Below are 24,936 nucleotides of genomic sequence, written 5' to 3'. Positions count from 1 at the left end.
TTGGTAAAGAAGTATAACCGCTAAATTTAAAAGTCATGACTAACTGGAAATTCGCAAAAGCATTAGATGAAAATGAAGAATATAAGATTAATGGACTGAATATCTGGAGCTTTTACTGGAACTGTGTTAATAAAAAAGTAGAAGTAAAAGGGCCTTATGAAGGGCATGTTTACTACTTTAAAGAATACGTGATTGAAGATAAAGGTAAAAAAGTAAATTTTGTGGCCGGAGAATTTTCCAACTCCAAGGTAGGAATCTACCTGAAAGATGATTTAAGTGATGGCCATTTATAATTAGTGTTATTGTGTTAAAAATATAGATACAGAAGGGTAATTTTTATAAACACAAAGACACAAATTATATTTTAAATAAATACGCTTTTTAAGGCACAAGAAAATCAAAGATTTTCAAAAATTAAAAATATATGACAGAGAATGAGTTGTCAAGAATTGTATTTGATTTAGGCCTGAAAATCCATAAAAAATTAGGAGCGGGTTTATTTGAAAGTGTTTATGAAGAATGTATGTTTTATGAACTTAAAAAGTTTGGATTAGAAGTTGAAAAGCAAAAGTATCTGCCAATTGTTTATGAAACTCTCATGATAGAAAATGCTTTCAGGGTTGATTTAATAGTTGAGAATAAATTGATTCTGGAGATAAAAACTGTAGATTTTATAAATGATATTCATAAGGCTCAGGTTTTAACCTACTTAAAGATGACAGGATTAAAATTAGGATTACTGTTGAATTTTAGGACAGATGTTTTTAAAGATGGTGTTAAGAGAGTTATAAACGGGAAGATATCTTAGTATAAATATATTGCGAAGCAATCAGTGCCTTAAAAACATTAGTAAGGATAAAATTTAATTAGTGCCATTGTGTTAAAAATATAAATAATGGATTTAGAAAAGTTTGTACAATACGTACATGAAGAAAATAAAGTAGAACCAAAAGATATAATGCCTGATGATTACAGGAAGTTATTGGTTCGTCAGATTTCTCAGCATGCACATTCCGAGATTGTAGGAATGCTTCCGGAAGCCAATTGGATTTCCCGTGCACCATCGTTGAGAAGAAAAATGGCATTACTGGCAAAAGTTCAGGATGAAGCCGGACACGGATTATACCTCTACGCAGCTACAGAAACATTGGGAAACGGAACTATAAGATCCGATAGGGATGCTACTTATGATGATATGTTGTCTGGGAAAGCAAAGTATTCAAGTATATTTAATTATCCTACACTAAGCTGGGCAGATATCGGTGCTATAGGCTGGCTTGTAGACGGAGCCGCGATTATGAATCAAGTAATGCTGATGGGTAATTCTTATGGGCCATATTCCAGAGCAATGGTGAGAATTTGCAAAGAAGAATCTTTCCACCAAAGACAAGGTTATGAAATCCTAATGGCACTTTGCCGTGGAACAAAGCAGCAGAAAGAGATGGCTCAGGCAGCGTTAAATCGTTTCTGGTGGCCTGCATTAATGATGTTTGGTCCAAATGATGAACACTCTCCAAACTCTAAATTATCAATGAATTACAGAGTGAAGCGTGAGAGTAATGACAGTCTTCGTCAAAGATTCATTGATGTTACTGTTCCACAGGCCGAATTTTTAGGACTGACCATTCCGGATAAAGATTTAAAATGGAATGAAGAAAAAGGTCATTACGACTTTGGAGAGCTTCCATGGGACGAGTTTATGGAAGTATTAAAAGGTAATGGACCCTGTAATAAAAAGAGATTACAGACTAAAGTAAAAGCTCAGCAAGAAAACCTTTGGGTAAAAGAAGCAGCTGCAGCTTTTGCCGAAAAACAACAAAAAGAAGTAATAAAATAATGTAACAATATACCAATGTAAAAATGTAACAATCAATTGTCATTCTGAGCATAAAATGAAGGCTTACGAACGTAGTTCATGAAGAATATCATTGATAAATTGGTACATTGATACATTGTTAAATTAATTTGACTATGGCAAATTTAGATATGTGGGAAGTTTTTATTCAGACAAAACCGGGCTTATCCCACAAGCATGCCGGAACAGTACAGGCACCCACAGCGGAAATGGCATTACAAAATGCCAGAGATGTTTATACAAGAAGAAAAGAGGGAACCTGTGTATGGGTAGTTCCGAGTAAATATATAGTAAGCTCCGAAGGAGTAGATCAGGAAGCATTCTTTGATCCTGCGGATGATAAGTTGTACCGCCATCCGACTTTCTATGAAATCCCAAATGATGTAAAAAATATGTAAATTATAGAAGTGAGAAGTTAGATTATAGAATTTAGTCTGATTTCTAACCTCTAGTTTCTAAATTCTATACAATGAATCCATTATATAACTATTTATTAAAACTGGCAGACGATAGCTTTATCATGGGGCAGAGGCTTGCAGAATGGTGCGGTGAAGGGCCTTATCTGGAAGAAGATATTGCGCTGACAAATATTGCACTGGATGAACTGGGACAAGCTAATAATTTTTACCAATATGCATCTCGACTAAATGATGATGGAAAGAGTGAAGATGATATAGCTTTCTTAAGATATGAACATGAATATGTAAATGCACATTGGACGGAGTTGCCTAATGAGGATTATGCGCAAACCATTCTTAAAGTATATGTTTTTTCTGTCTATCAGAAATTGATGTACGAGGCTTTATCCACATCAGTAGATGAAGAACTGTCTGCAATTGCACAGAAATCTCTGAAAGAGGTAAGATACCATTATACCCATACTTCTTCATGGATGAAGATTTTTGCTCAGGGAACAGAAGAAAGTCGTGAGCGCCTGACAAATGCTATTGAGAATATTTGGGAATATACCAAAGGCTTATTTGCGCATGTAGAAGGGGAAGAAGATTTGATCGCTTTAAATATAGCCCCAAATACAGATGAACTTTACCAACAATTTATCAGTATTACCCAAAAAGATTTTCAGGGTTTTGGATTAGAGTATCCGGAAAATCCTTTTATGCAGCTTAAATCCAGAACCGGATATCATACAGAATACTTTGGCTTTATACTTTGTGAATTACAATATTTGCAAAGAGCCTATCCCGGTTGTACATGGTAGATAGCAATGAAGGTATTTCTGAAAATAATTATTTCTTTTGTGATAGTATATTTAGTGCTATGTGCAGCGGTATACTATTATCAGGAGAAAATAATATTTCATCCGGAAAAATTGCCAGAGAACTATACTTATAATTTCGAAGGCAATGCAGAAGAAATACCGATTGTAACAAAAGACAATAAAAGGCTAAGCTCTGTATTATTCAGAGTTCCGGACTCTAAAGGTGTTATTTTTTACCTTCATGGTAATGGTGGCTCAATAAAAGGCTGGGGCGAAGTAGCTAAACTTTATAACAGTATGAATTATGATGTTTTCATAGTGGATTACAGAGGCTATGGGAAAAGCGAAGGAAACATAGAAAGTAAAGATCAGCTATTTTCGGATGTAGAAGTAGCATATAAAGAAATAGAGAAAAGGTATCCCGAAAATAAAATTATTATCCTGGGATATTCTGTAGGAACCGGATTAGCAGCAAAAATAGCTTCGGTTAGTAATGCTCATTTATTAATCTTGCAGGCTCCCTACTATAGTCTGAGGGATGAGATGAAACAACAGTTTTCATTCCTTCCCGGATTTTTACTCAAATATAATTTTGAAACCTATCAATATCTGAAAACTGTGAAATCTCCGGTTATTATATTTCATGGTAATGCCGATGAGGTAATTAATTATAATGCCTCTTTGAAATTGAAAGACAATTTTAAACAGGGAGATAGCCTGATTGTACTAAATAATCAGGGACATAACGGGATGACAGATAATGTGGATTATCAAAAAGCAATGGCGAAAGTCCTTGACTTTGATAAAAAATAAGAAAATGAATGAACTTTTAGACATATTAAAAACAATTCCAGATCCTGAAATTCCGGTAATCGATATTGTGGAACTGGGTATTGTAAGAGAGGCAAAGATGCTTGGTGTCAGTACTTGTGAAGTAACTATTACACCTACTTATTCTGCCTGCCCGGCTATGTTTACTATTGAAGAAGATATTACCAAAGTCATGAAAGAAAATGGCTGGGATGCAAAAGTGGTAACCAAAATGTTTCCGATATGGACAACTGATTGGTTAACCGATGAAGCCAGAGAAAAACTGAAAGCTTATGGAATTACACCACCCGAAAGAGGTGCGGACGAACATCATATTGGAAAACCTAAAGAATGTCCACGATGTGGTTCTATGCATACCAAGCAAATCAGCAGATTCGGGTCTACATTGTGTAAAGCATCCTATCAGTGTTTAGATTGTCTGGAACCTTTCGATTATTTTAAATGCCATTGATGTAAATTAATGTATCAGTTTACCAATAGAACTTATGAATATGTGGAGCATAACGATGTTGTTGCCAGATTACTGAACTATTAGATTGTTACGTTAACTTAGATTGTTATATTGGTACACTAAAAAAATATTTTATGGACTATACTCAAATTGATATTGAATCAAAATTAGACGGAAAACTAAAAATAGCTTATCTCAACCAACCCGAAAGTTATAACTCGCTTAACAAAAAAATGTTGAGTGAAATACGCCACTTTATGGAGGAATGTGATAAAAACGAAACAGTAAGATGTATTGCTATTTCGGGAAGAGGAAAAGCTTTCTGTTCCGGACAGAATCTTAAAGAAGCTTTATCATTAGGTAAAGAAGCTGAAGACGAAAGAATCATACAACGTATGGTTATCGATTATTATAACCCAATGGTAAAAGCCATTGTAAAAAACTCAAAACCTGTTATTGCTTTAGTCAACGGACCAGCAGTAGGTGCAGGTGCAATGTTGGGACTTATCTGTGACTTTACTTTGGCAACTGAAAGCTCTTACTTTTCTCAGGCATTTGTAAATATTGGATTAATCCCGGATACAGCAGGAACCTATTATCTGCCAAAATTATTAGGTAAACAATTGGCCAGTTATTTGGCATTTACCGGAAAAAAACTTTCATCAACTGAGGCTAAGCAATTGGGATTAATTGCTGATGTTTTCAAAGATGAAGAGTTTGAAGCAAAAGCAGGTGAAGTTTTGGCTCAGATTTCTAATCTGCCAACAAAAGCAATAGGATTAACCAAAAAAGCATTCAATAATTCCTATAACAATACGTTGAGCGAACAATTGGATTTGGAAGGTATTTATCAGCAAGACGCTGCTGAAACTGAAGATTTCAAAGAAGGTGTAAGAGCATTTTTGGAAAAAAGACAACCAGAGTATAAAGGGAAATAAAATTAATATAACAATCTGCCAATGTAACAACTACCAATAGAAATAAGCGCTTCGGCAAATTCAATTTTTTATAAAATTGTTACATTGGTAAGTGATACATTGCTACATTATTTTTAACTATGAATATAGGAGTAATCGGCTCAGGAACGATGGGGATTGGAATAGCTCAGGTGGCAGCTTCCAACGGATGTAATGTATTTTTGTTTGATGCAAATGCATCGCAAACCGAAAAAGCATTACAAAACCTTGAGAAGATACTGACAAGACTTGCCGAAAAGCAGAAAATATCATTTGAGGAAGCAGAACAGATATTCAACAGAGTGAAATTCTGTACAGAGCTAAAAGACCTGAAAGATTCTGATTTAGTTATTGAAGCAATTATCGAAAATAAAGAGATCAAAACCAAAGTGTTTTCTGAGTTAGAAACATATGTATCCGACACTTGTATAATTAGTTCCAATACATCTTCTATTTCTATTACTTCTTTATCATCGGAGCTGAGAAATCCGAATCGCTTCATAGGTATTCACTTTTTTAATCCGGCACCTTTGATGCCTTTAGTGGAAGTAATTCCCGGGTTACTTACCGATGAACAATTACCACAAAAAGTTTATGATTTAATGAAATCCTGGAACAAAGTTCCGGTGATTGCTAAAGATATTCCCGGTTTTATTGTCAACAGGATTGCACGTCCATATTATGGTGAGGCATTGAGAATTGTCGAAGAAAATATTGCAACACCCGAGCAGGTGGATGATGCTATGACCAGTCTTGGGAACTTTAAAATGGGCCCCTTTGAACTAATGGACCTTATTGGGATCGATGTGAACTTTGCCGTTACAACAACGGTTTATAAAGACTACTTCTACGATCCTAAATATAAACCTTCTTTACTACAACAACGTATGGCCGAAGCCAAGCTTTTGGGTAGAAAAACAAATCGTGGATTTTATGACTATCGGGAAGGAGCTTCCAAACCTATTGCTCAGAAGAATGAAGAATTGTATCAGCAAATCTTTATAAGAATTATTTCAATGTTAATCAATGAAGCTGTAGAAGCGAAGAGATTAGGTATCGCAAATGATGAAGATATAGAACTGGCTATGCAGAAAGGTGTTAATTATCCTAAAGGTTTACTAAACTGGGGAAAGGAAATTGGGTATACAGCTATATCTGAAACACTCCGGAACCTTTATAACGAATACCAGGAAGAACGCTACAGACAAAGCCCTTTACTTAATAAAATATAAAAGTAATTAAGAGTATAATAAACGTATGTCATGCTGAGCGTAGTCGAAGTATCTATTGTTAAATTAAATAAATAATGAAGCCAGAACAAGTCGCAGATTATATGCTCGCTCAGGATGAGTTTTCCAAATGGATGGGAATAAAACTGATAGAGGTAAAAGAAAATTATTGTTTAATAGAAATGCCAATCAGAGAGGAAATGTTGAATGGTTTGAAAACCGTTCATGGTGGAGTTACTTTCGCTTTTGCGGACTCAGCATTGGCTTTTTCCTCCAACAATTCCGGAGATGCAGCAGTAGCACTCAATTGTGTGATAAACTTTACAACTGCCGGAAGAGAAGGTGATATTTTTCGTGGGGAAAGTAAATTGGTAAATGAAACCAGAAAGACTGCTGTTTATGATATTCATATCACCAACCAAGAGCAAAAACTGGTAGCAAAATTCACAGGAACAGTTTACAAAATTGGAAAAAAAGTAACTGAATTATAAAGATGTTGAGCTGGGTTAATTTTCAAATTAACCTACTCTCAAATTTTCAAATTAGTATTATGAACAACGTTTACATCATAGATTATATAAGAACTCCCATTTCAAAATTACAGGGAGGTTTATCCGAAGTGCGTGCAGATGATCTGGCAGCTATAGTCATTAAAGAAATTGTTACAAGAAATCCGGAAGTTCCTGTTGAAGAAATAGAGGATGTTATTTTTGGATGTGCTAATCAGGCCGGAGAAGATAACCGTAATGTTGCAAGAATGGCACTTTTATTAGCCGGACTTCCTTATAAAACAGGCGGTGAAACAGTGAACAGACTTTGTGCCTCAGGAATGTCTGCTGTTGCCAATGCATTCAGGTCGATAGCTGCAGGTGAGGGAGAAATCTACATTGCAGGTGGAGTAGAGCATATGACACGTTCTCCTTATGTAATGTCGAAACCAAGTGCCGCTTATGGGAGAGATAGTCAGATGTATGATACAACTTTCGGATGGCGCTTCGTAAACCCAAAGATGAAAGAAATGTATGGCGTGGACGGTATGGGCGAAACAGCTGAAAACCTTGCTGACCTGCATAATATCAGCAGAGAAGACCAGGATCAATTTGCATTGTGGTCACAACAAAAAGCAACAAAAGCACAAGATAGTGGAAGGCTGGCTGAGGAAATAACAAAAGTCGAAATTCCACAAAGGAAAGGAGAACCTGTTGTGTTTGATAATGATGAATTTATTAAGCCGACAACAACTATAGAAGTATTATCAAAGCTACGTCCTGCTTTCAGAAAAGAAGGGACTGTAACAGCCGGAAACGCTTCAGGAATGAATGACGGCGCTGCCGCTCTTATCTTGGCAAGTGAGGAAGCTGTGAAAAAATATGGTTTAAAACCAAAAGCAAAAATAGTAGGATCTGCTGTAGCCGGAGTAGAGCCCCGAATTATGGGGATAGGACCGGTAGAAGCAACTCAGAAGCTATTAAAAAGACTAAATCTTTCTCTGGAAGATATAGATATTATTGAATTAAATGAAGCATTTGCTGCGCAAGCACTTGCTGTAACCAGAAGCTTAGGTCTAGAAGACAATGATCCGAGAGTTAATCCAAATGGAGGAGCTATTGCGATAGGACATCCGCTTGGAGTATCAGGAGCCAGAATCATTGGGTCGGCAGCTCTGGAACTACAGAAACAAAATAAAAAATATGCTTTGTGTACACTTTGTATCGGTGTTGGACAAGGTTATGCAATGGTAATTGAAAAAGTATAATATTTTCAATAATGTAACAATATAACAATGTAACAGTTTACCAATAGAATATATACTCTTTCAATAAGGCAGGATATTTATTGTTACATTGATAAACTGATACATTGCTAAATTAAATTTTTATTAAAAATTTTATGAACATTTACTCCTATCATGGTATTCGTCCGGTTATAAAATCTTCAGCCTATGTTCATCCCCAGGCAGTGATTATCGGAAATGTAGAAATTGGTGAAGAAGTATATATCGGTCCCAATGCTGTTATCCGCGGTGATTGGGGAAAGATTATTATAAAAGACGGAGCCAATGTTCAGGAAAACTGTACGCTTCATGTATTTCCAAATATTGAAACCATTTTGGAAGAATCAGCACACATAGGGCATGGAGCTATCATCCATTCCGGACATATCGGTAGAAATTGTCTTGTAGGAATGAATGCGGTTGTAATGGATAAGGCTGTAATTGGTGATGAGTGTATTATTGGAGCACTGGCTTTTGTTCCGGCCAATTTTAAATGTGAACCAAGAAAACTGATTGTAGGCAGCCCTGCAAAAATTATACGTGATGTTTCAGACGAAATGATTCACTGGAAAACCGAAGGGACAAAGCTATATCAGGAATTAGCAAGAGAAGGAAAAGAAGCCATTGTTCCTTGTGAACCTTTTACAGAATTTACAGAGCAAATTCCTACAAAAGTAGTGGATTACAGTATCTGGGCCGATCTGAAATAAAGTAGTAAATTTAAACCTCATAGGTTTCTAAAGACCTATGAGGTTTGGAGTAATATTTAAGATTAAGAGAATGAAAAATTTAGAAAGTTTTGATTTTGGATATATTTATCATGTATATAGTCATGCTAATGGAAAAGACTTGATATTTAAAGAAGAATCTAATTATCATTATTTTTTGGAAAAGCTTTCTAAATATATTACTCCGATTGCTGATATTTATGCTTATTGTCTTCTCTCTAATCATTTTCATTTACTTTTAAGATTTAAAGATAAGAATGGAAATAGTAAAGATGCTCATCAAACATTAATGAAACCATTTAGTAATATGCTTAATGCCTATGCAAAAGCATATAATAAAAAATATAATAGAAGAGGCTCTCTGTTTTTGGATTTTCTTAAACGTAAGAGAGTTGATAATGAGAATTATTTGCTAAAGCTTGTGCATTATATTCATAATAATCCGGTAAATCATGGTTTGACTAGCTTAGTAGAGAACTGGAATTTTTCTTCTTACAGATCTTATTTAGATTTATCAAAAAGTAGTAAGTTGAAAAGAAATGATATTTTACAATACTTTGACTCGACTGACGATTTCGTTGTTTTTCATAAAAGTATTATAGAGTATGATTTTTTAGAAATGTGAAAATAAAGAAACCTCATAGGTTTTCAAAACCTATGAGGTTTGATAAAGTTTAAAACATAAAATAATTATAGCCTAAAATGCAGAATTTCCTAAAAAAATACTGGTATATTGTTCTGATTGTATTGAGTGTACTTCACTTTTTAGGCTATTTCGTAATAAAAGCTATGATTGGTATTTCGGATGCATTGGAACATGTGGATTCCGATAGAATAGAAAGACGCCTTAAATCAAAAGATTTTTTTTACACAATTCTTATTGATTCAATCTTTATTATTGATTTTGCATTAATACTCTTTCTTGTATATCTGGGAGGTAAAAAAGTCTTACAATTGGTATTAAAAAAATAAACATCAAATAATTAATATTGTTCAGCAAGTGTAATGCTAATTACACGAACAAATTTGAAATATTATGGAAAAACTAAAGAACTATATTTACGGACAATGGGTAGAAGGAAACGGTAAAGAAATTCCGCTTTATAATGCCGTTACAGGAGAGCAGGTTGCTGTTTCAGATACGGAAGGGATAAACTTCGAGCAAGCTCTTGACTACGGAAGAACTGTAGGTTATAAAAACCTTTCCTCTATGACATTTTATGATCGTGGGGAAATGCTGAAAAAAGTAGCGCTTTACCTTTTAGAGAGAAAGAAAAAATATTACGAGTTATCATATAAAACAGGAGCAACCCATGTGGATTCCTGGGTAGATATAGAAGGAGGTTTTGGTACTTTTTTCACTTACTCAGGTTTAGCAAAGAGAATGCTTCCGAATACACCATTTTGGGTAGATGGTGATACACAGAAAATCTCAGCTAACGGAACACATCTGGGAACACATATCCTTACACCAAGTGAAGGGATTTCTGTACAAATCAATGCTTATAACTTCCCGGTTTGGGGAATGCTGGAAAAGTTATCCACATCTTTACTGGCAGGTGTACCAAGCATTGTAAAACCGGCTACTCCTGGCTCTTACCTTACCAATGCTGTTTTTCAGGATATGATTGAAAGTGGCTATTTGCCTGAAGGTGCTGTTCAGTTGGTTTGTGGAGAACCTGGAAATATTCTGGATTATGTACAGGATGGAGATTCTGTTCTATTTACCGGATCTGCCAGTACCGGAAGAAAACTAAAAGCTTTGCCTTCAGTTGCCGGAAATTCAGTTCGTTTTAATATGGAAGCAGACTCTCTGAATTGTTCAATTCTGGGATTAGACGCCAAGCCGGGAACTCCCGAATTCGATTTGTTCATTAAAGAAGTTCGTAACGAAATGACAACAAAAGCAGGACAAAAATGTACTGCTATCCGTAGAATTATTGTGCCTGAGCATTTAATTGGTGATGTTCAGAGTGCTCTGTCCAAAGCATTGGATCAAACAAAAATAGGAAATCCTCTAAACAGAGAAACCCGAATGGGATCTTTGGTCGGGAAACAACAATATGATGAGGTTCTGAGAAAAGTAAACTTGCTAAAAGCAGAAACAGAACTGGTATACGATGGTAAACAAGAACTAATAGATGCCGATTATGAGAAAGGAGCATTTATGAGTCCTAAGTTGTTCCTGAATGATAAACCTTTTGAAAAGAATATCTCTCATGATGTAGAAGCTTTTGGACCTGTTTCTACTTTAATGCCCTATAAAGATGCAGAAGAAGCTGCCGCTTTAGCAAAAAGAGGAAAAGGAAGTTTAGTCGGTTCTATTGTTTCTTACGATGATAAATTCGTTGCTGAAACTTCCTGGAAGATGGCTTCCCAACATGGACGTATATATGTACTGAACAGAGATAATGCTAAAGAGAGTACGGGACATGGCTCACCACTTCCAACACTAATGCATGGAGGTCCGGGAAGAGCTGGTGGCGGAGAAGAAATGGGTGGACTAAGCGGACTTCACTTCTTCCTGCAAAAAACGGCTATTCAGGGATCACCGGATATTCTGACAACTATCACAAAAATTTATCAACAAGGAGCAGAGAAAAAATACTCAGATAAACATCCTTTCCGTAAATATTTCGAGGAGGTAGAAATTGGAGACTCATTGGAAACAGCTGGAAGAACAGTAACTGAAGCAGATATTGTAAACTTCTCTAACGTTTCGTGGGATCACTTCTATGCACATACCGATGCTACCAGTCTTAACGGAACAATTTTCGACAAGACTGTAGCTCATGGCTATTTTATTCTTTCAGCAGCAGCCGGGTTATTTGTTTCCGGTAAAAAAGGACCTGTAATTGCAAATTATGGATTAGAGAATTGTGCTTTCTTTAAGCCTGTATATGCAGGAGATACTATCACAGTATACCTGACTGCAAAAGAGAGAATCAACAGAGGCGTAAAAGGTCGAAACATTCCTAGTGGTGTGGTAAAGTGGCTGGTTGAGGTGGTAAACCAAAGAGAAGAAGTAGTTTGCGTGGCAACAATTCTGACATTGGTAGCTAAAAAATCTCCTTTTATTGATCTGAACGTAAGAGATATCAAAAAAATACTAAATGGTTTAACGGAAAGCTCAAAACCTGAATGGGGCAAAATGTCTCCGCAGGAAATGCTGGAACATCTGGAAACTACCGTTAAATATGGTATGGGAAGGCCTGAAGCAGAAAAGTATTATACACCTGATGAACACCTTGAAAAGTATCAGGATTCCTTATACAATCACAGGAAAATGCCAAAAGAATTTCCGGCGCCATTCCTTCCACAGGACGGAAGCTTACCGGAATTGAAACATAAAAACCTGGAGGCTGCAAAAGAAGCTTTCCTTAATGCAATTCAGGAATTCTTGATCTATTACAGAGAGAATCCACAGGCAGAGCATATCCATTTTGTATTTGGAAAGATTAACAAGGAAATGTGGGAACTGATGCACAGAAAGCATTTTACCCATCATTTTGAACAGTTCGGATTAATTTAGAATATCTGTAATAATATTAAATACACATTCTGATAAATTACTTTTTGATAAACTGTTATACTGTTAGACTGGTACATTTGTAAATTAATATATTTGGAGTGTGGAGAATACTTTTGCAGATAAAGTCATAGATTTTAATAAGACCCTTCGATATTCGGGAAAACTACCGGAAGGATTTAATGTACTAAATCCTTATCTGGACAATCCTGAAACGATGGTTGTGATGCAAAAGTTTTATCATAAATATTATAATGACTCAGACCAGCGCAGATTTATAATTGGAATCAATCCCAGTCGACATGGTGCAGGGTTAACAGGAGTCCCTTTTACAGATACCAAACGGCTGAAAAGCGAATGTGGTATTGAAATGGAGTCTGTTCATACTCATGAAGTTTCATCTGTCTTTATGTATGATATGATCAATGTTTTTGGCGGAGTAGAAAAGTTTTATAAAGAATTTTATATCAATTCTCCTTTTCCTTTGGCTATTGTAAGAAATACAAAGAATGGTTGGCTGAATGCAAATTATTATGATGATAAACAGCTCTTTGAGGACGTAAAAAGTTTTATGATAGATTCTCTGAAAAAGCATATAAGTCTGGGACTGGATACCACTGAAGTTTTCGTATTGGGGAAAAAGAATGCAGACTTTATCAATAAGCTAAACAAAGAAGAGAGGTTATTTGATAAAATTACTGTTCTGGAACATCCTCGCTATATTCAGCAATACAAATCAAAAGAAAAAGAAATATATATAGATAAGTATATTGTAGCCTTTTCTGAAAAATAATCTGATGAATGGAAGAAATGAAAGAGTTTCCGGAAGGAATATTATTCAGATATAGTTGGCGTAAGTATCAAAAACAATTTTTAGATAATCTGCAGGATTATCTTTCGGATAATCACCTTCATATTGTTGCTCCGCCTGGTTCGGGGAAAACGGTTCTTGGATTAGAGATTATGCTCCGTATTAATAATCCAACTTTGATTGTTGCTCCTACTTTAGCTATAAGAAACCAATGGGTACAGCGCTTCAGAGAACTTTTTCTTCAGAGTGATACACTTCCGGAGTGGATATCTCTTGATTTAAATAAACCTGCTTTTGTAACCCTGGCAACTTATCAGGGAATTCATTCAGTAATAAAAAGGGATGCCGAAAGTAAAACTATTGAGAAGAAATTAAACAATGATTCCTTTTTGAAGTTAATTAAAAAGCTGAAAATTGGAACTCTTATTCTGGATGAAGCACATCATCTGAAAAAAGCATGGTGGCAAAGTATTATTACAATAAAAGATCAACTGAATCCGACAATTGTTGCACTTACAGGTACCCAGCCTTTTGATGTTTCAGAAAGTGAATGGCAGAATTACATAGAATTAAATGGGCCTGTAGATACAGAAATTTCTGTTCCGGAGCTTATGTTGGAAGGCGACCTTTGTCCTCACCAAGATCTTATATATTTTACACTCCCTACTTTAGAAGAAAAGCAGTCTATAGATCAGATTTATCAATATGCAGACAACTTGTATAAAGAAATAAAGCAAGATGATGTAATTACTGAAGCAATTGTTAATCATTATATTTATAAGGACCCGGAAAAACACCTTGAGTGGATTTATGACAATATATCTTCATATACTTCGGGACTCATTTTTATGAATGCAATAGGAATTAAGATACCTGATATTCATTTTCAAATTATCGGTGATGAGCAAAAATATATTCCCGAGTTTGACTTCTTCTGGTTGGAAGAGCTACTGGAGTTTTACTTATTCACAGATGATATACATTTTAAAAAGTACGAGGGCTTCAGGCAGGATTTAGAAAATAAATTAAGAAGAAATAGTATTTTAAAAAATAAGACTATTAGTTTCTTCCAGAACGAAAAATTAGAACATATTCTAAATGCAGGTTCTGGAAAACTAGAAGCTATTAGGAATATTACGATTAGTGAGAGTGAGAATTTTGGAAATGATTTGCGCATGGTAATTCTCACTGATTTTATCAGAAAAGAATTTATTACTAATGGTATTGAACCAACTCCTAGTCCTGATAAGATGGGAGTGATTCCTATTTTTGAAATATTAAAAAAAGATCCTTTAATAAGAAAAGATATAGGTGTTCTCACCGGTTCTCTTGTTATTCTACCTAAGGAATTAGCTAATCAGCTTATAAAAGACTTCCCTGACAAAGGTGTTACCTTATCAGAAATAAAATCTGATGACAATTTTGTACAGATTTACCCAAGCGACAATACTCAAAGTTTTCTTGTAGAAATAGTAACACACTATTTTCAGGAAGGGAGAATAAATATTCTGATTGGAACAAAATCACTACTGGGAGAAGGATGGGATGCTCCCAAAATTAATAGCCTTGTTGTCGCAAGTTTTGTTAGCAGCTATGTATTAAGTAATCAGATACGCGGGCGGGCGATAAGAACAGATAAAGATAACCCTGAAAAAGTGAGTAATATCTGGCACCTGATCTGTTTTAATGAAAGAGATCCTGAAGGTGGGATAGATTATCAAAAAATGGTAAAACGCTTCAAAACTTTTGTAGGTGTTTCTAACAAAGAAAATGAGCAAATTGAAAATAATATTGAACGTCTCAATATTAAGACAATTGAGAAGATATCGGAAATAGAGGAGATTAATAAAGAAATGATTTCTTTAGCGTGCAGAAAAAATGAACTTAAAGATAAATGGAGCAGAGCATTAAAGAAAGGCGATCACCTTGTAGAAGAAATACAAATTGAATCTCAAGATCCGGATAAGTGGCAAGAAAAGAAATTTAAAAGCCTGAGTAAAAGTATTGGTCATTTTATGGGAATGTTAATATCTTCTGTACTTATGTTCTGGGCAGAATTTCTTGGAGGTATTATAAAATCTTTAAAGTCCTTTCAGACATTAGAAGGAGCATATTTATTTATATTTTTATTCGGAATTGCAGGTTTTCTAACTTATGGAGGAATGTTCTATCGATCATTAATGCAGTATCTAAGGTATAAGAATATTTCTAAAAATCTTGAAAAAATAGCCAGAGCTATATTGTCTTCATTAATCAGTGAAAGAGCTATCAGAACATCAATCGAAAAGCTTAGAATTGTTGTTTCTTCAGATGAAAAAGGAAATAGCGTTTGCCACTTAGAAGGGGGAAGTTATAGCGAAGCTTCAGTATTTATATTAACTTTACAAGAGCTTCTGTCAAAGATTGATAATCCCAGATATTTACTAAAGACCAAAGGAATTCTTTTTTTGAAAAACAGTATTAACTATTATCCGGTTCCTGATATTTTTGGGAGAAATAGAAAAAGCGCAGAATTATTTGCTAGAAACTGGATTAAAGAATCAGGAGCAGCTAGCTTGGTGTTCACAAGGACAATAGAAGGCAGGAAACTGTTATTAACTTTGAGATTTAAAGCATTAATCAGGAAAAATAAACATATAGAGCATATCCATAAATGGATAAGATAATCCAATAACAAAAATTATGAACGAATTCGTAATATCAGAAATTAAAAACAATATCGCAGAAATTACTTTTGGAACACCGAAAAGCAATTCACTGCCTGGTGCTATTTTGGAAAAACTGGCTCAGACTATTTTAGAAGAAGGTGTAAAAAAGGAAGTAAAAGCAATCCTTATAAAAAGCGTCGGAGAAAAAGCTTTTTGTGCAGGGGCTAGTTTCGACGAACTTTTAGCCATTGATGAGCTTGAGACTTCTAAGAAGTTCTTCGGAGGTTTTGCCAAAGTACTCAATGCGATGAGGAATTGTGGAAAAATAGTTGTTGTAAGAGTACAAGGAAAGACCACTGGTGGCGGAGTAGGAATTGCCTGTGGAGCAGATTATTGTTTTGCAACCAAAGATGCAGCCCTTGCTCTTACTGAAATCAACCTGGGAATAGGTCCGTTTGTAATAGGCCCTTATGTGGAAAGAAAAATCGGGAAATCACAATTTTCGGCAATGGCAATAGATGCAGAATTTAGATCTGCAGAATGGGCAGAGCAGCATAATATTTACCATTCAGTATCTGAAAATATTGCTGAAATGGATGCAAAGCTTGGAGATTTTCTTCAGAAGCTTTCCACCAGAAGCGATGAAGCATTAGCATTGATTAAGAAAGTTTCCTGGGATGGTACAGATTATTTTAATATACTAATGCCAGACAGAATTCACATGAGTGCCAGCCTTATTTTAGAAGATTCGGCTAAAAAGAACATCGAAGCAATTAAAGAACGCCTGAGAGCAAAATAAATAAAAGAGCGATTATGTTTTATAATCGCTCTTTTATATTACTAAGCTTTTAAAAGATTTATAGAAACTGTTGCCAGATCCGAGTCAGGAAACTTTCTCGAAAATTCCGGACTAATACTTAATCCTGTTTCTGTGCATATTTTTCTGAAAACATCAACTTCAAGAATGTACTGATCCGAGAATCCATGAGTAGTTTCATAAGCCGTTGCAGCAGTTTTGCCCAGATTATTTTGGGTAAGTTCAGGATTTAGAGAATGGAGTTCTATTATGAGTAATCCATTTTTCTTAATATAAGGAAGCCAAAGCTCCAAATGTTCTTTCAGGCTTTCCTCTACAATATTGTTAGAGAGTCTTTCACCACGAAAGGCAAATGCTCCGGTTGAACTACTTATTCTTTCCGGGTTTTTATTTTCCGGAGTTTTCCATACCCGGTTATGGTCCAGAAAGGTTCTTATATTCAATAAGTCCGAAAGCTCAATCTCATAGCTTTCTCTAAGATCCTCTGCCAACTTCTTCGGATTTCCGATATCTCCCCAGATCACCTTCGCCCAAATATCATTGTTGATGAGGTTCGCGCGGGTTGCTTTTAGTGCTGCCGGATTATAATCTGCTCCTACTAAAAAAAGAGGATGCTCTTCCAACATTTTTCCACGCAGGGTTTGTCTTTCTATTGTTTCGAAAATATGCTGAATAAAGGCACCGTTACCACAACCCATATCCAATATACCTTTGGGCTGTAAATGGATAGGTTGATTGAAGACCTGAATAATAAAATCATTGGCTACCTTAAAATAGTTAGAATGTGCACCACCGCTTCCCCATACATTCATAGCACGATCCACATGGATCTCGTCATCACCTTCTGCTATTTCCCTTATTTTGTGTGCATCTCCAAATAATAATTCATCCAACCTGTTTAGCATTGGCAGATAAGAGACCGTTACTCCATATGAGGCAGCTCGTTTAGCATAATAAACACCGGTTTCTGTAAACTTATAATTGCTTCCGTTTTTTCTAAACCATCCCAAATGTGTCAGGAAATCCAGAATAACCTCAAAGTTTTCTGCTTTTTTATGAAATTCTGCCGCCTGAAAGGAAGTTTCCATAAAATACTTATGAAACATACCTGTCATACCTAGATATACAATTACAGGGCCTATAATACAACCTTCAATATGTTTTAATATTTGTTCCTGAATACCTTTCTCCTCAGGATTATCAGAAATATTGAGATCAAAATTATTCTTCATAGCTGCTGCAAGAAGACTAAACTCTTCTATAAATGAAGTTTCCAAAATCTGATTCCTAATATCTGTAGATTTTTTCAGAAAGGGAATTATCTTGTCATACAGAAAAGAGAGTTTCTTTAATAGCAATGTATTGCTGTTTGCTGTAACAGAGACTGTATTCTTGTTATTATCTGTATTGTAAATGATAAATCCCTGTGAACCCAATGTATGCAAGGCAACATTCAGATAACCTTCATTAGCTTTAAATTGTTCTGTAAGATCGGAAAGAATAATTGTTTCTTTTTCTAATATATGGTCGATGATACCTTTCTTGTTTAGTGATACAGCTACGGGAGCAGTAACAATACCATCTAAATGTCTGAAGATGGATGATCTTAGAATTTCCTTATTCATTCTGTGTTGTTTATCTTCCTAAAGTTAATGATTTGAGAAATTGGTTTTGAACAATACTAAAAATTTCAAAAAATATTTTTGTAATTAAAAATAAATTGTAGCTTTGTAATTCAAAGTTCTTTATATGGATCAGAATTATCATAAAGATTTGTCTCATATCCGGGATATGATGGAACGTTCTACACGATTCCTGTCACTTAGTGGTATGTCCGGAATAGTAGCAGGAGTTATTGCTTTATTAGGGGCAGCTTATGCTTATAATTATTTAGGTGCTACCGGACTTGACTACGAAGGAAGAAGCCTGCATAAGGTGGAAGATAAGGTTACCCATCTTATTATTGTTGCATTGATTGTATTAGTGTCCGCAATATTTTTCGGGGGAATATTTACCTGGAAAAATATCAAAAAGTCCGACCAACCTTTTTGGACCGCAGCGACTAAAAAACTATTGTTCAATTTTTGTGTTCCTTTAGCCCTGGGCGGGATATTCTGTATAGGTCTTGTTATACAGCAATACTATATATTGGTTGCGCCAATGATGTTGTTTGTATATGGAGCAGCTTTATTTAGTGCTGAGAAATATACTCTGGATGTTGTAAGGTTTTTAGGGATTTCTGAAATGATATTAGGAATTATAGCGCTATTTTTCCCCGGACACGGATTACTTTTTTGGGCTTTAGGATTTGGCGTTTTGCACATTGTATATGGTATACTCATGTACAAGAAATAAGATTTTCTTCAATTAAAGGAAAAATGTAAAAGAGTGGAAATTTTTACCCTTATTTTTGCGGCCATTCTCTGTAGAAGTTGTTTGATAGTACTCTTTCAGATATAGGATAGCAGAAGAAAATACAGAACTAGAAAGGTAATCAGGGAATAGTACTTTGTACGACTATTTTGGAATTAACAGAATAAAATTAAAATGATTAAAGTAAATCAACTCAATAAAGAATTTGAAAGTCGGGTGAGATTGGGAATAATGTCCGTTCTCATGGTAAACGACTGGGTTGACTTTACAGAAATGAAAGGGCTGCTGGAAGTTACGGATGGTAACTTGGCCAGCCATAGTACAGCACTGGAGAAAGCAGGATATATTGAAATAAAGAAAGAATTTGTCGGTAAGAAACCAAAGACATCTTATAGAGTTACTAATTCAGGAAGACAAGCTTTTTCAGAACATCTGGATGCGCTGGAAAAATTGCTAGGAAGATAGAGCTATATTTTTTTGAAAGTTTACTTTGAAATACAAAGTACTTTATAATAAAAACAAATGAACAGAAAAACATTTATTAAACGATTGCTGCAGGTGTCTGCTATTGGTGCATTACCTGTGCTGTACTCCTGGCAGATAGAACCCTTCTGGGTAGAATTTGTTCAGAGAGAATTACCAGTAAAAAACTTGCCCGAATATCTAAAGGGGAAAAGATTAATGCAAATATCTGATATGCACGTCGGAAACCGTTTTGATTGGAATTTTCTGATAGAGGTTTTTCAGGAGGCAAAAGCTTTCAATCCTGATTTTGTAGTATACACAGGCGATTATGTAAGTTGGGAAAACGAAATACAATATACACAACTTCATAAAGTGATGAGACATGCTGTATTAGGAAATATTGCAACTTTCGGAATATTAGGAAATCATGATTACGGATTCAATTGGAGCGAGACGGATGTTGCTATTAACATTTGTGATATTATGAAAAATTCAGGAGTCCAAATGCTCAACAATGCACAATCAGAAATTTCAGGACTGAATTTTATAGGTTTTGAAGATTTATGGTCTCCAAATTTTGATCCTCTTCAGGTGATGAAAGATTATGATGAGACAAAAGCAAATCTGGTTCTGTGTCATAATCCTGATGTATGCGACCTCGATGTATGGAATGGTTATAAAGGATGGATTCTCAGTGGACATACCCACGGGGGACAATGTAGAATTCCGGGAGTTATTACACCAATTCTGCCAGTCAAAAATAAAGAATACATCTCCGGAGAAATCGATCTGCAAGATGGCAGGATGTTATATATCAACCGGGCAATAGGACACTCCCGCCAGGTTCGTTTTATGGTACGCCCGGAGATTACTGTTTTTACACTTACTCAGGCTTAAATTAAAAAACTATGGAAAATCGTGATATTATTGTTTTAGGGAAACTTGTATTCGGAGTTTCATTTTTATTGGGAAACATATGTCTTTTCGGATATCTGTTTACAAAAGACCAGGTATTTGCATCAAGCGGATATTTACTCTTGATTTATGCGACAATGCTGAACCTGTTAATTGTTCTTGGCTTACTTATTTATGGGCTTTTTAATGAAACAAAACGCAAAGCCTGTTTAAAATCAATTTTAATTCTTTCAATCAATATTCCTATTGCTGTTTTTTATGCATTAATAGGCATCAACCTTATGTAATTAAAAACTATAGATTATGAAAAAAATGCGCGTTCAATTTTTACTATTTGTATACCATTATACCCAGAAACTTTACAGAAAGTATTTTAAAAAGAAGAAAAGGCAATGGCAGTTCACTGAAGAGCAACTGCTGCTTTTTGAAAAAGATTCTCTGGGCCGAAAACTAGGAGAATTTTATAAACAGCATGGATTCACCATGATTCCTAAAATGGAAAATCACGATGTACACCACCTTATTACTGGCTGTGGAACCAATTTCGAAGATGAAGTTGCCATGCAGTATCTTCTTTTAGGCAATGGAAAACTAAATGCTCATCTCCTTGCTGCCATATTTCTGGGAACACTTTTCCTGCCGGAATATCTAAAAATATATATAAGAGCATACCAAAAAGGAAAACGAATGAAACCTTTTTTTCATTGGGATTTCGAAAGTTTACTCTGGCAAAATTTTGACCATTTGAAAGACTTTATTTACCAAAAACAAGCACCTGTATTTTATTAAATCAACCAACACCTTACCTGATTATGAAAACACATCACCTTATATTACTGACAACATTCCTTTTTGTGGCTATATTTTACAATGAAAATATGGGGCTCAATCTTAGCTTGTTGGCAATTATTTATGCAGCGCTAACACTTTTCAATACACCAAAACGCAATAAGACCCGTATATTTTTTATACTATTTATTACAAGCATACTTTCGGCAGGAGCATTTGCATGGTACGGCGATTTTCCTTCTTTTCTTGCATTGGTAAGTTCATTAATTCTTCTTTCATTTCGCAGTAAAAGCAGAAAACTGAAAACGCTTTTTATTTTACCAATTCTTGTTACCAACTGTTTTACATTTTTGTGCCGCTTTTTTAGTTTTGACAAATGGCTTCCCCCAAAAAACTCATCCGGAACATGGCAGAAGCTACTAGCTGTTATCCTGATTCCGGCATTTTTTGTTTTTATATTTTTTGTGGTGTATACCTATGGAAGTGATCAGTTTGCAAACCTATTTACCAATATCAATTGGGATATCAATTTCTGGCAATTATTTTGTCTGGGAATACTGGGATTCTTTTTGGCCTTTAACTACTGGAATTTTGTAATAGAAAGACTGATTTACAAACAACAATCTTTTCTGGATAATGATTTTAATGATGGTGCAAAGATTTTAAAACCTACTTACTCAGACCTTGGTATTGATGCTGAGAGAATGAGTGGAGTTGTGACATTTCTGTTACTCAATATCCTGCTTGTTTTCTTTATTGTAAGTTATAATTATGAGCAGTTCTATGAAGTTCCTAAAACTCCTGTTCAGCTTTCCGAAGAAACCCATGAAAGGGTAGGAGCTGTAATTCTTTCCATTATCATGGTGATACTTGTGATTATGTTTTATTTTAAATCGACCTTTAATTTTGATCCAAAAGCCAAATTAATGCAGTTATTGGCAAAAGCTTGGATTGTCCTGAACACTGTTTTACTGTTTTCGGCTATGATGAAGAATACCGAATATATTGTCAATTACGGACTCACGTACAAACGTCTTGGAGTTTATGCCTTTCTTATACTTGCTACGATAGGTTTAGGCATTACATTTATTAAAATTCATAAGAAGAAAACCAATGCATTCCTTTTCAATACTATGTTCTGGTTTTTCTATGCTACAGTTTTGGTGATCAGCTTTGTTAATTGGGGAGGTATTGTTACTTCTGAAAATATAAAACGAAAAGACTTTTCTGCTGATTATCACCAGAATTCTGTTAACTTTAATGAACGTTATTTATTAAAATATGCAAATGATTCTCATAATAACCTGATAAGATCTTACGTTTTAGATAAGGTAAATAAAGAACAAAAGAAAACCTTCCTTTCCAAGTTGCTTTATTACGAAACGATTAATACCAAATAATATGAAAAAGATAGTTGCTTCTTTTCTGCCTCTTATGCTTATAATGGCGGCTTGTTCAAAAAATCCACATAAAATGCAACCCCATAAAGAGGACTCTTCTGCTGTGAGTATAAGCAAAACTGATACTGTAAAACAAGATCACAGCCCGAGCCGACAGGCTACCGGAAATACAATTACCCGCGAAGTAGATGTAAAAACATTTCCTGTAACATTCGAAGATGAGTTCACCAATGAAGATCAAAAACTGATCATACATTTGAAGAATGCGGGAAATATAAAGATTACCGGGAAGATTACCTCCGAATCCGGAAATCAGAATATCCGGTTCAATAATGTCGAACTCAATAATCAGAGTATTGATGGACCTTTTGGACAGGATATTGAATATAATCTAAACCAGAAAGGTGATTACAGTCTGGTCATAGGGAAAAGTCTAATGGCTGATGGCAGTCAGAAAGGAAAGTTCAGTGTACAGCTAAAATAAAATACAAAAATGACCGGGGAATTCCTGGTCATTTTTTGTATTTTATGTCCTTTTAAAACTTTTATTAATAGAGACTCTTATAAAAGAAAACTGAATTTATAGTTTTGTTTTCGAATCCATCACAATAGTTACGGGTCCATCGTTGATCAGAGAAACCTTCATATCGGCACCAAAGATTCCACTCTCAGTTTTTAATCCGCTTTTGGCCATTTCCTCTTTGAAGTATTCAAATAGAGGAACTGCTTTATCAGGTTTGGCAGCCTTGATAAAAGAAGGGCGATTTCCCTTTTTGTAATCTGCAATAAGAGTGAATTGACTAATGCACAATAGTTCCCCTTTTATATCCAGAACAGAAAGGTTCAGTTTGCCTTCTTCATCTCCAAAAACACGAAGATTTAGTATCTTTTGTACGAGCCAGTCTGCATCTTGTTTTTCATCATTTTCATCAATTCCTATTAAAAGCATAAAACCTTTTCCGATTTTGCCAACAGATTGGTTTTCTACCACCACTTCAGACTCGGAAACTCTTTGAATAACTACTTTCATGGCATAAATATAGAAAATATTAGTGTTTTTTTAGGTTTCGTTGAGAGGAGTTTAATTTTTTAAGGAAAAAAATTAAATGAACGTTTTTAATTTATTGATAATTAGACTCTTGTAATTAAATGCTATATATTTCTTTTTATTGAAAATAAATTATATATTTGCTAAAATTAATCAAGACATGAGTATCCGGCAAAGGTCGGATATTTTATTTATACTAACCTAAAATATTGTATTATGAGTTATGTAACCAAAGAAGGTTTAGAAAAAATGAAGGCTGAACTAGAGCAGTTGGAAACCATTGAAAGACCTAAAATTACACAACAGATTGCAGAAGCTCGCGATAAAGGTGATTTATCTGAAAACGCAGAATACGATGCGGCTAAAGAAGCTCAAGGAATGCTGGAAATGAGAATTTCTAAGTTAAAAGATACTATTGCTACTTCAAAAGTAATTGATGAAAGTCAGTTAGATACTTCTAAAGTATCCATCTTATGTACTGTGAAGCTTAAAAATAACGGAACTAAACAAATGCAAACGTTTACCTTAGTACCAGATAATGAGAGTGACTTAAAGTCAGGTAAAATCTCAGTAAATACCCCTATTGCTAAAGGACTGTTAGGTAAAGTTGTTGGTGAAACAGCAGAAATTACTTTACCAAACGGAAACAAGTTATCGTTTGAAGTATTAGAAATTAGCTTAAACTAAATAGTAGAATTATGAGCAGCATTTTCACCAAAATAGTTAACGGAGAAATCCCTGCATATAAAATAATGGAGGACGAGAAGCATTTAGCTTTTCTGGATGTAATGCCTTTAGTAGAAGGACATACATTAGTAATTCCTAAAAAAGAGATTGATCTTATTTTTGATCTGGATTCAGAAGAATTTAAAGAGCTTTTCAGTTTTGCACAAAAAGTAGCCAAAAAAATTGGCGCTGCAATTCCGTGCAAAAGAGTAGGAGTAGCTGTTATAGGTTTGGAAGTTCCACATGCTCATATTCATTTAGTGCCGCTTCAGCACTTACATGATATCGATTTCTCCAGAGAGCGATTGAAATTATCACCTGAAGAATATCAAAAAATTCAAGAAAAAATTGCAAATGCTTAGATTTTTCTAA

At 34.9% G+C, this 24,936-nt stretch carries 29 protein-coding genes; 27 read left to right on the top strand and 2 right to left on the bottom strand.

Annotated elements, in window-relative coordinates:
• The first annotated feature begins 35 nt into the window (after positions 1-35).
• From BAZ10_RS04185 to BAZ10_RS04100, 18 genes are all read left to right on the top strand, one after another.
• Positions 36-293, top strand: a complete 258-nt coding sequence (locus tag BAZ10_RS04185) for a hypothetical protein (RefSeq protein ID WP_034870702.1) — start codon at positions 36-38, stop codon at positions 291-293.
• Positions 294-424: 131 nt separating this feature from the next.
• Positions 425-808: a GxxExxY protein gene (locus tag BAZ10_RS04180; RefSeq protein ID WP_078770989.1), complete on the top strand. Its 384-nt coding sequence runs from the start codon at positions 425-427 to the stop codon at positions 806-808.
• An 87-nt stretch (positions 809-895) separates the two neighbouring features.
• Positions 896-1,837, top strand: coding sequence for a 1,2-phenylacetyl-CoA epoxidase subunit PaaA (gene paaA / locus BAZ10_RS04175; protein ID WP_059156464.1), 942 nt, complete (start codon positions 896-898; stop codon positions 1,835-1,837).
• Positions 1,838-1,971: 134 nt separating this feature from the next.
• A complete protein-coding gene (gene paaB / locus BAZ10_RS04170) occupies positions 1,972-2,253 on the top strand; it encodes a 1,2-phenylacetyl-CoA epoxidase subunit PaaB (RefSeq protein WP_034870705.1) in 282 nt (93 codons plus the stop codon).
• A 71-nt stretch (positions 2,254-2,324) separates the two neighbouring features.
• A complete protein-coding gene (paaC, locus tag BAZ10_RS04165; RefSeq protein WP_078770988.1) occupies positions 2,325-3,074 on the top strand; it encodes a 1,2-phenylacetyl-CoA epoxidase subunit PaaC in 750 nt (249 codons plus the stop codon).
• 39 nt (positions 3,075-3,113) lie between these two features.
• Positions 3,114-3,887 carry an alpha/beta hydrolase gene (locus BAZ10_RS04160; RefSeq protein ID WP_245803741.1) on the top strand — a complete coding sequence of 258 codons (774 nt, stop codon included), beginning with the start codon at positions 3,114-3,116 and terminating at the stop codon, positions 3,885-3,887.
• A 4-nt stretch (positions 3,888-3,891) separates the two neighbouring features.
• Positions 3,892-4,356, top strand: coding sequence for a 1,2-phenylacetyl-CoA epoxidase subunit PaaD (gene paaD, locus BAZ10_RS04155; RefSeq protein ID WP_078770986.1), 465 nt, complete (start codon positions 3,892-3,894; stop codon positions 4,354-4,356).
• 134 nt (positions 4,357-4,490) lie between these two features.
• Positions 4,491-5,294, top strand: a complete 804-nt coding sequence (locus tag BAZ10_RS04150) for an enoyl-CoA hydratase/isomerase family protein (RefSeq protein ID WP_078402846.1) — start codon at positions 4,491-4,493, stop codon at positions 5,292-5,294.
• A 119-nt stretch (positions 5,295-5,413) separates the two neighbouring features.
• Entirely contained in the window at positions 5,414-6,544 is a 1,131-nt protein-coding gene (locus BAZ10_RS04145; RefSeq protein WP_078770985.1) for a 3-hydroxyacyl-CoA dehydrogenase NAD-binding domain-containing protein, read from the top strand.
• Positions 6,545-6,618: 74 nt separating this feature from the next.
• Complete coding sequence (locus BAZ10_RS04140; RefSeq protein ID WP_078770984.1) at positions 6,619-7,032, top strand: PaaI family thioesterase; 414 nt, start codon at positions 6,619-6,621, stop codon at positions 7,030-7,032.
• Between the two features lie 59 nt (positions 7,033-7,091).
• Positions 7,092-8,297, top strand: a complete 1,206-nt coding sequence (pcaF, locus tag BAZ10_RS04135; protein ID WP_078770983.1) for a 3-oxoadipyl-CoA thiolase — start codon at positions 7,092-7,094, stop codon at positions 8,295-8,297.
• 134 nt (positions 8,298-8,431) lie between these two features.
• Positions 8,432-9,025 carry an acyltransferase gene (locus BAZ10_RS04130; RefSeq protein WP_059324980.1) on the top strand — a complete coding sequence of 198 codons (594 nt, stop codon included), beginning with the start codon at positions 8,432-8,434 and terminating at the stop codon, positions 9,023-9,025.
• 70 nt (positions 9,026-9,095) lie between these two features.
• Positions 9,096-9,668, top strand: a complete 573-nt coding sequence (locus tag BAZ10_RS04125; RefSeq protein ID WP_078770982.1) for a transposase — start codon at positions 9,096-9,098, stop codon at positions 9,666-9,668.
• A gap of 77 nt (positions 9,669-9,745) precedes the next feature.
• Positions 9,746-10,015, top strand: coding sequence for a hypothetical protein (locus tag BAZ10_RS04120; protein WP_078770981.1), 270 nt, complete (start codon positions 9,746-9,748; stop codon positions 10,013-10,015).
• A 64-nt stretch (positions 10,016-10,079) separates the two neighbouring features.
• Positions 10,080-12,575 carry a phenylacetic acid degradation bifunctional protein PaaZ gene (gene paaZ / locus BAZ10_RS04115; protein WP_078770980.1) on the top strand — a complete coding sequence of 832 codons (2,496 nt, stop codon included), beginning with the start codon at positions 10,080-10,082 and terminating at the stop codon, positions 12,573-12,575.
• 100 nt (positions 12,576-12,675) lie between these two features.
• On the top strand, positions 12,676-13,365 hold the full coding sequence (locus BAZ10_RS04110) for an SMUG2 DNA glycosylase family protein (protein ID WP_078770979.1): 690 nt from the start codon (positions 12,676-12,678) through the stop codon (positions 13,363-13,365).
• Between the two features lie 8 nt (positions 13,366-13,373).
• Positions 13,374-16,049: a DEAD/DEAH box helicase family protein gene (locus BAZ10_RS04105; RefSeq protein ID WP_078770978.1), complete on the top strand. Its 2,676-nt coding sequence runs from the start codon at positions 13,374-13,376 to the stop codon at positions 16,047-16,049.
• Positions 16,050-16,065: 16 nt separating this feature from the next.
• Positions 16,066-16,830 (top strand): enoyl-CoA hydratase/isomerase family protein, encoded by a 765-nt coding sequence (locus BAZ10_RS04100; RefSeq protein ID WP_078770977.1) that lies wholly within the window; start codon positions 16,066-16,068, stop codon positions 16,828-16,830.
• A gap of 41 nt (positions 16,831-16,871) precedes the next feature.
• Here BAZ10_RS04100 and BAZ10_RS04095 read toward each other — a convergent pair whose 3' ends face one another.
• The gene (locus BAZ10_RS04095; RefSeq protein ID WP_078770976.1) at positions 16,872-18,473 is read right to left on the bottom strand and encodes a class I SAM-dependent methyltransferase; all 1,602 of its coding nucleotides are present in this window, start codon (positions 18,471-18,473) and stop codon (positions 16,872-16,874) included.
• Positions 18,474-18,597: 124 nt separating this feature from the next.
• Between BAZ10_RS04095 and BAZ10_RS04090 the strand changes: the two genes are divergently transcribed.
• From BAZ10_RS04090 to BAZ10_RS04060, 7 genes are all read left to right on the top strand, one after another.
• Positions 18,598-19,203, top strand: a complete 606-nt coding sequence (locus BAZ10_RS04090) for a hypothetical protein (RefSeq protein WP_078770975.1) — start codon at positions 18,598-18,600, stop codon at positions 19,201-19,203.
• A 192-nt stretch (positions 19,204-19,395) separates the two neighbouring features.
• Positions 19,396-19,686 (top strand): winged helix-turn-helix domain-containing protein, encoded by a 291-nt coding sequence (locus BAZ10_RS04085; protein WP_059324970.1) that lies wholly within the window; start codon positions 19,396-19,398, stop codon positions 19,684-19,686.
• Between the two features lie 57 nt (positions 19,687-19,743).
• Positions 19,744-20,583: a metallophosphoesterase gene (locus BAZ10_RS04080; RefSeq protein WP_078770974.1), complete on the top strand. Its 840-nt coding sequence runs from the start codon at positions 19,744-19,746 to the stop codon at positions 20,581-20,583.
• Between the two features lie 11 nt (positions 20,584-20,594).
• On the top strand, positions 20,595-20,888 hold the full coding sequence (locus tag BAZ10_RS04075) for a hypothetical protein (RefSeq protein ID WP_059324968.1): 294 nt from the start codon (positions 20,595-20,597) through the stop codon (positions 20,886-20,888).
• 16 nt (positions 20,889-20,904) lie between these two features.
• Positions 20,905-21,390, top strand: a complete 486-nt coding sequence (locus tag BAZ10_RS04070) for a Coq4 family protein (protein ID WP_078402831.1) — start codon at positions 20,905-20,907, stop codon at positions 21,388-21,390.
• 23 nt (positions 21,391-21,413) lie between these two features.
• The gene (locus tag BAZ10_RS04065; protein WP_078770973.1) at positions 21,414-22,790 is read left to right on the top strand and encodes a DUF4153 domain-containing protein; all 1,377 of its coding nucleotides are present in this window, start codon (positions 21,414-21,416) and stop codon (positions 22,788-22,790) included.
• A 1-nt stretch (position 22,791) separates the two neighbouring features.
• On the top strand, positions 22,792-23,274 hold the full coding sequence (locus tag BAZ10_RS04060) for a hypothetical protein (protein WP_059324965.1): 483 nt from the start codon (positions 22,792-22,794) through the stop codon (positions 23,272-23,274).
• A 96-nt stretch (positions 23,275-23,370) separates the two neighbouring features.
• Here the strand turns inward: BAZ10_RS04060 and dtd are convergent, their stop codons facing one another.
• A complete protein-coding gene (gene dtd / locus BAZ10_RS04055; protein ID WP_078770972.1) occupies positions 23,371-23,820 on the bottom strand; it encodes a D-aminoacyl-tRNA deacylase in 450 nt (149 codons plus the stop codon).
• Between the two features lie 234 nt (positions 23,821-24,054).
• Here dtd and greA point away from each other — a divergent pair, with 234 nt between their 5' ends.
• Positions 24,055-24,525: a transcription elongation factor GreA gene (gene greA, locus BAZ10_RS04050; protein WP_078770971.1), complete on the top strand. Its 471-nt coding sequence runs from the start codon at positions 24,055-24,057 to the stop codon at positions 24,523-24,525.
• An 11-nt stretch (positions 24,526-24,536) separates the two neighbouring features.
• Positions 24,537-24,926, top strand: coding sequence for an HIT family protein (locus BAZ10_RS04045; protein ID WP_078770970.1), 390 nt, complete (start codon positions 24,537-24,539; stop codon positions 24,924-24,926).
• Positions 24,927-24,936: the final 10 nt, after the last annotated feature.

The sequence above is a fragment of the Elizabethkingia occulta genome, assembly GCF_002023715.1.
GTDB lineage: Bacteria > Bacteroidota > Bacteroidia > Flavobacteriales > Weeksellaceae > Elizabethkingia > Elizabethkingia occulta.
The sequence above is the reverse complement of the archived record's forward strand: the minus strand, read 5'-3'. Positions and strand labels throughout refer to the sequence as shown.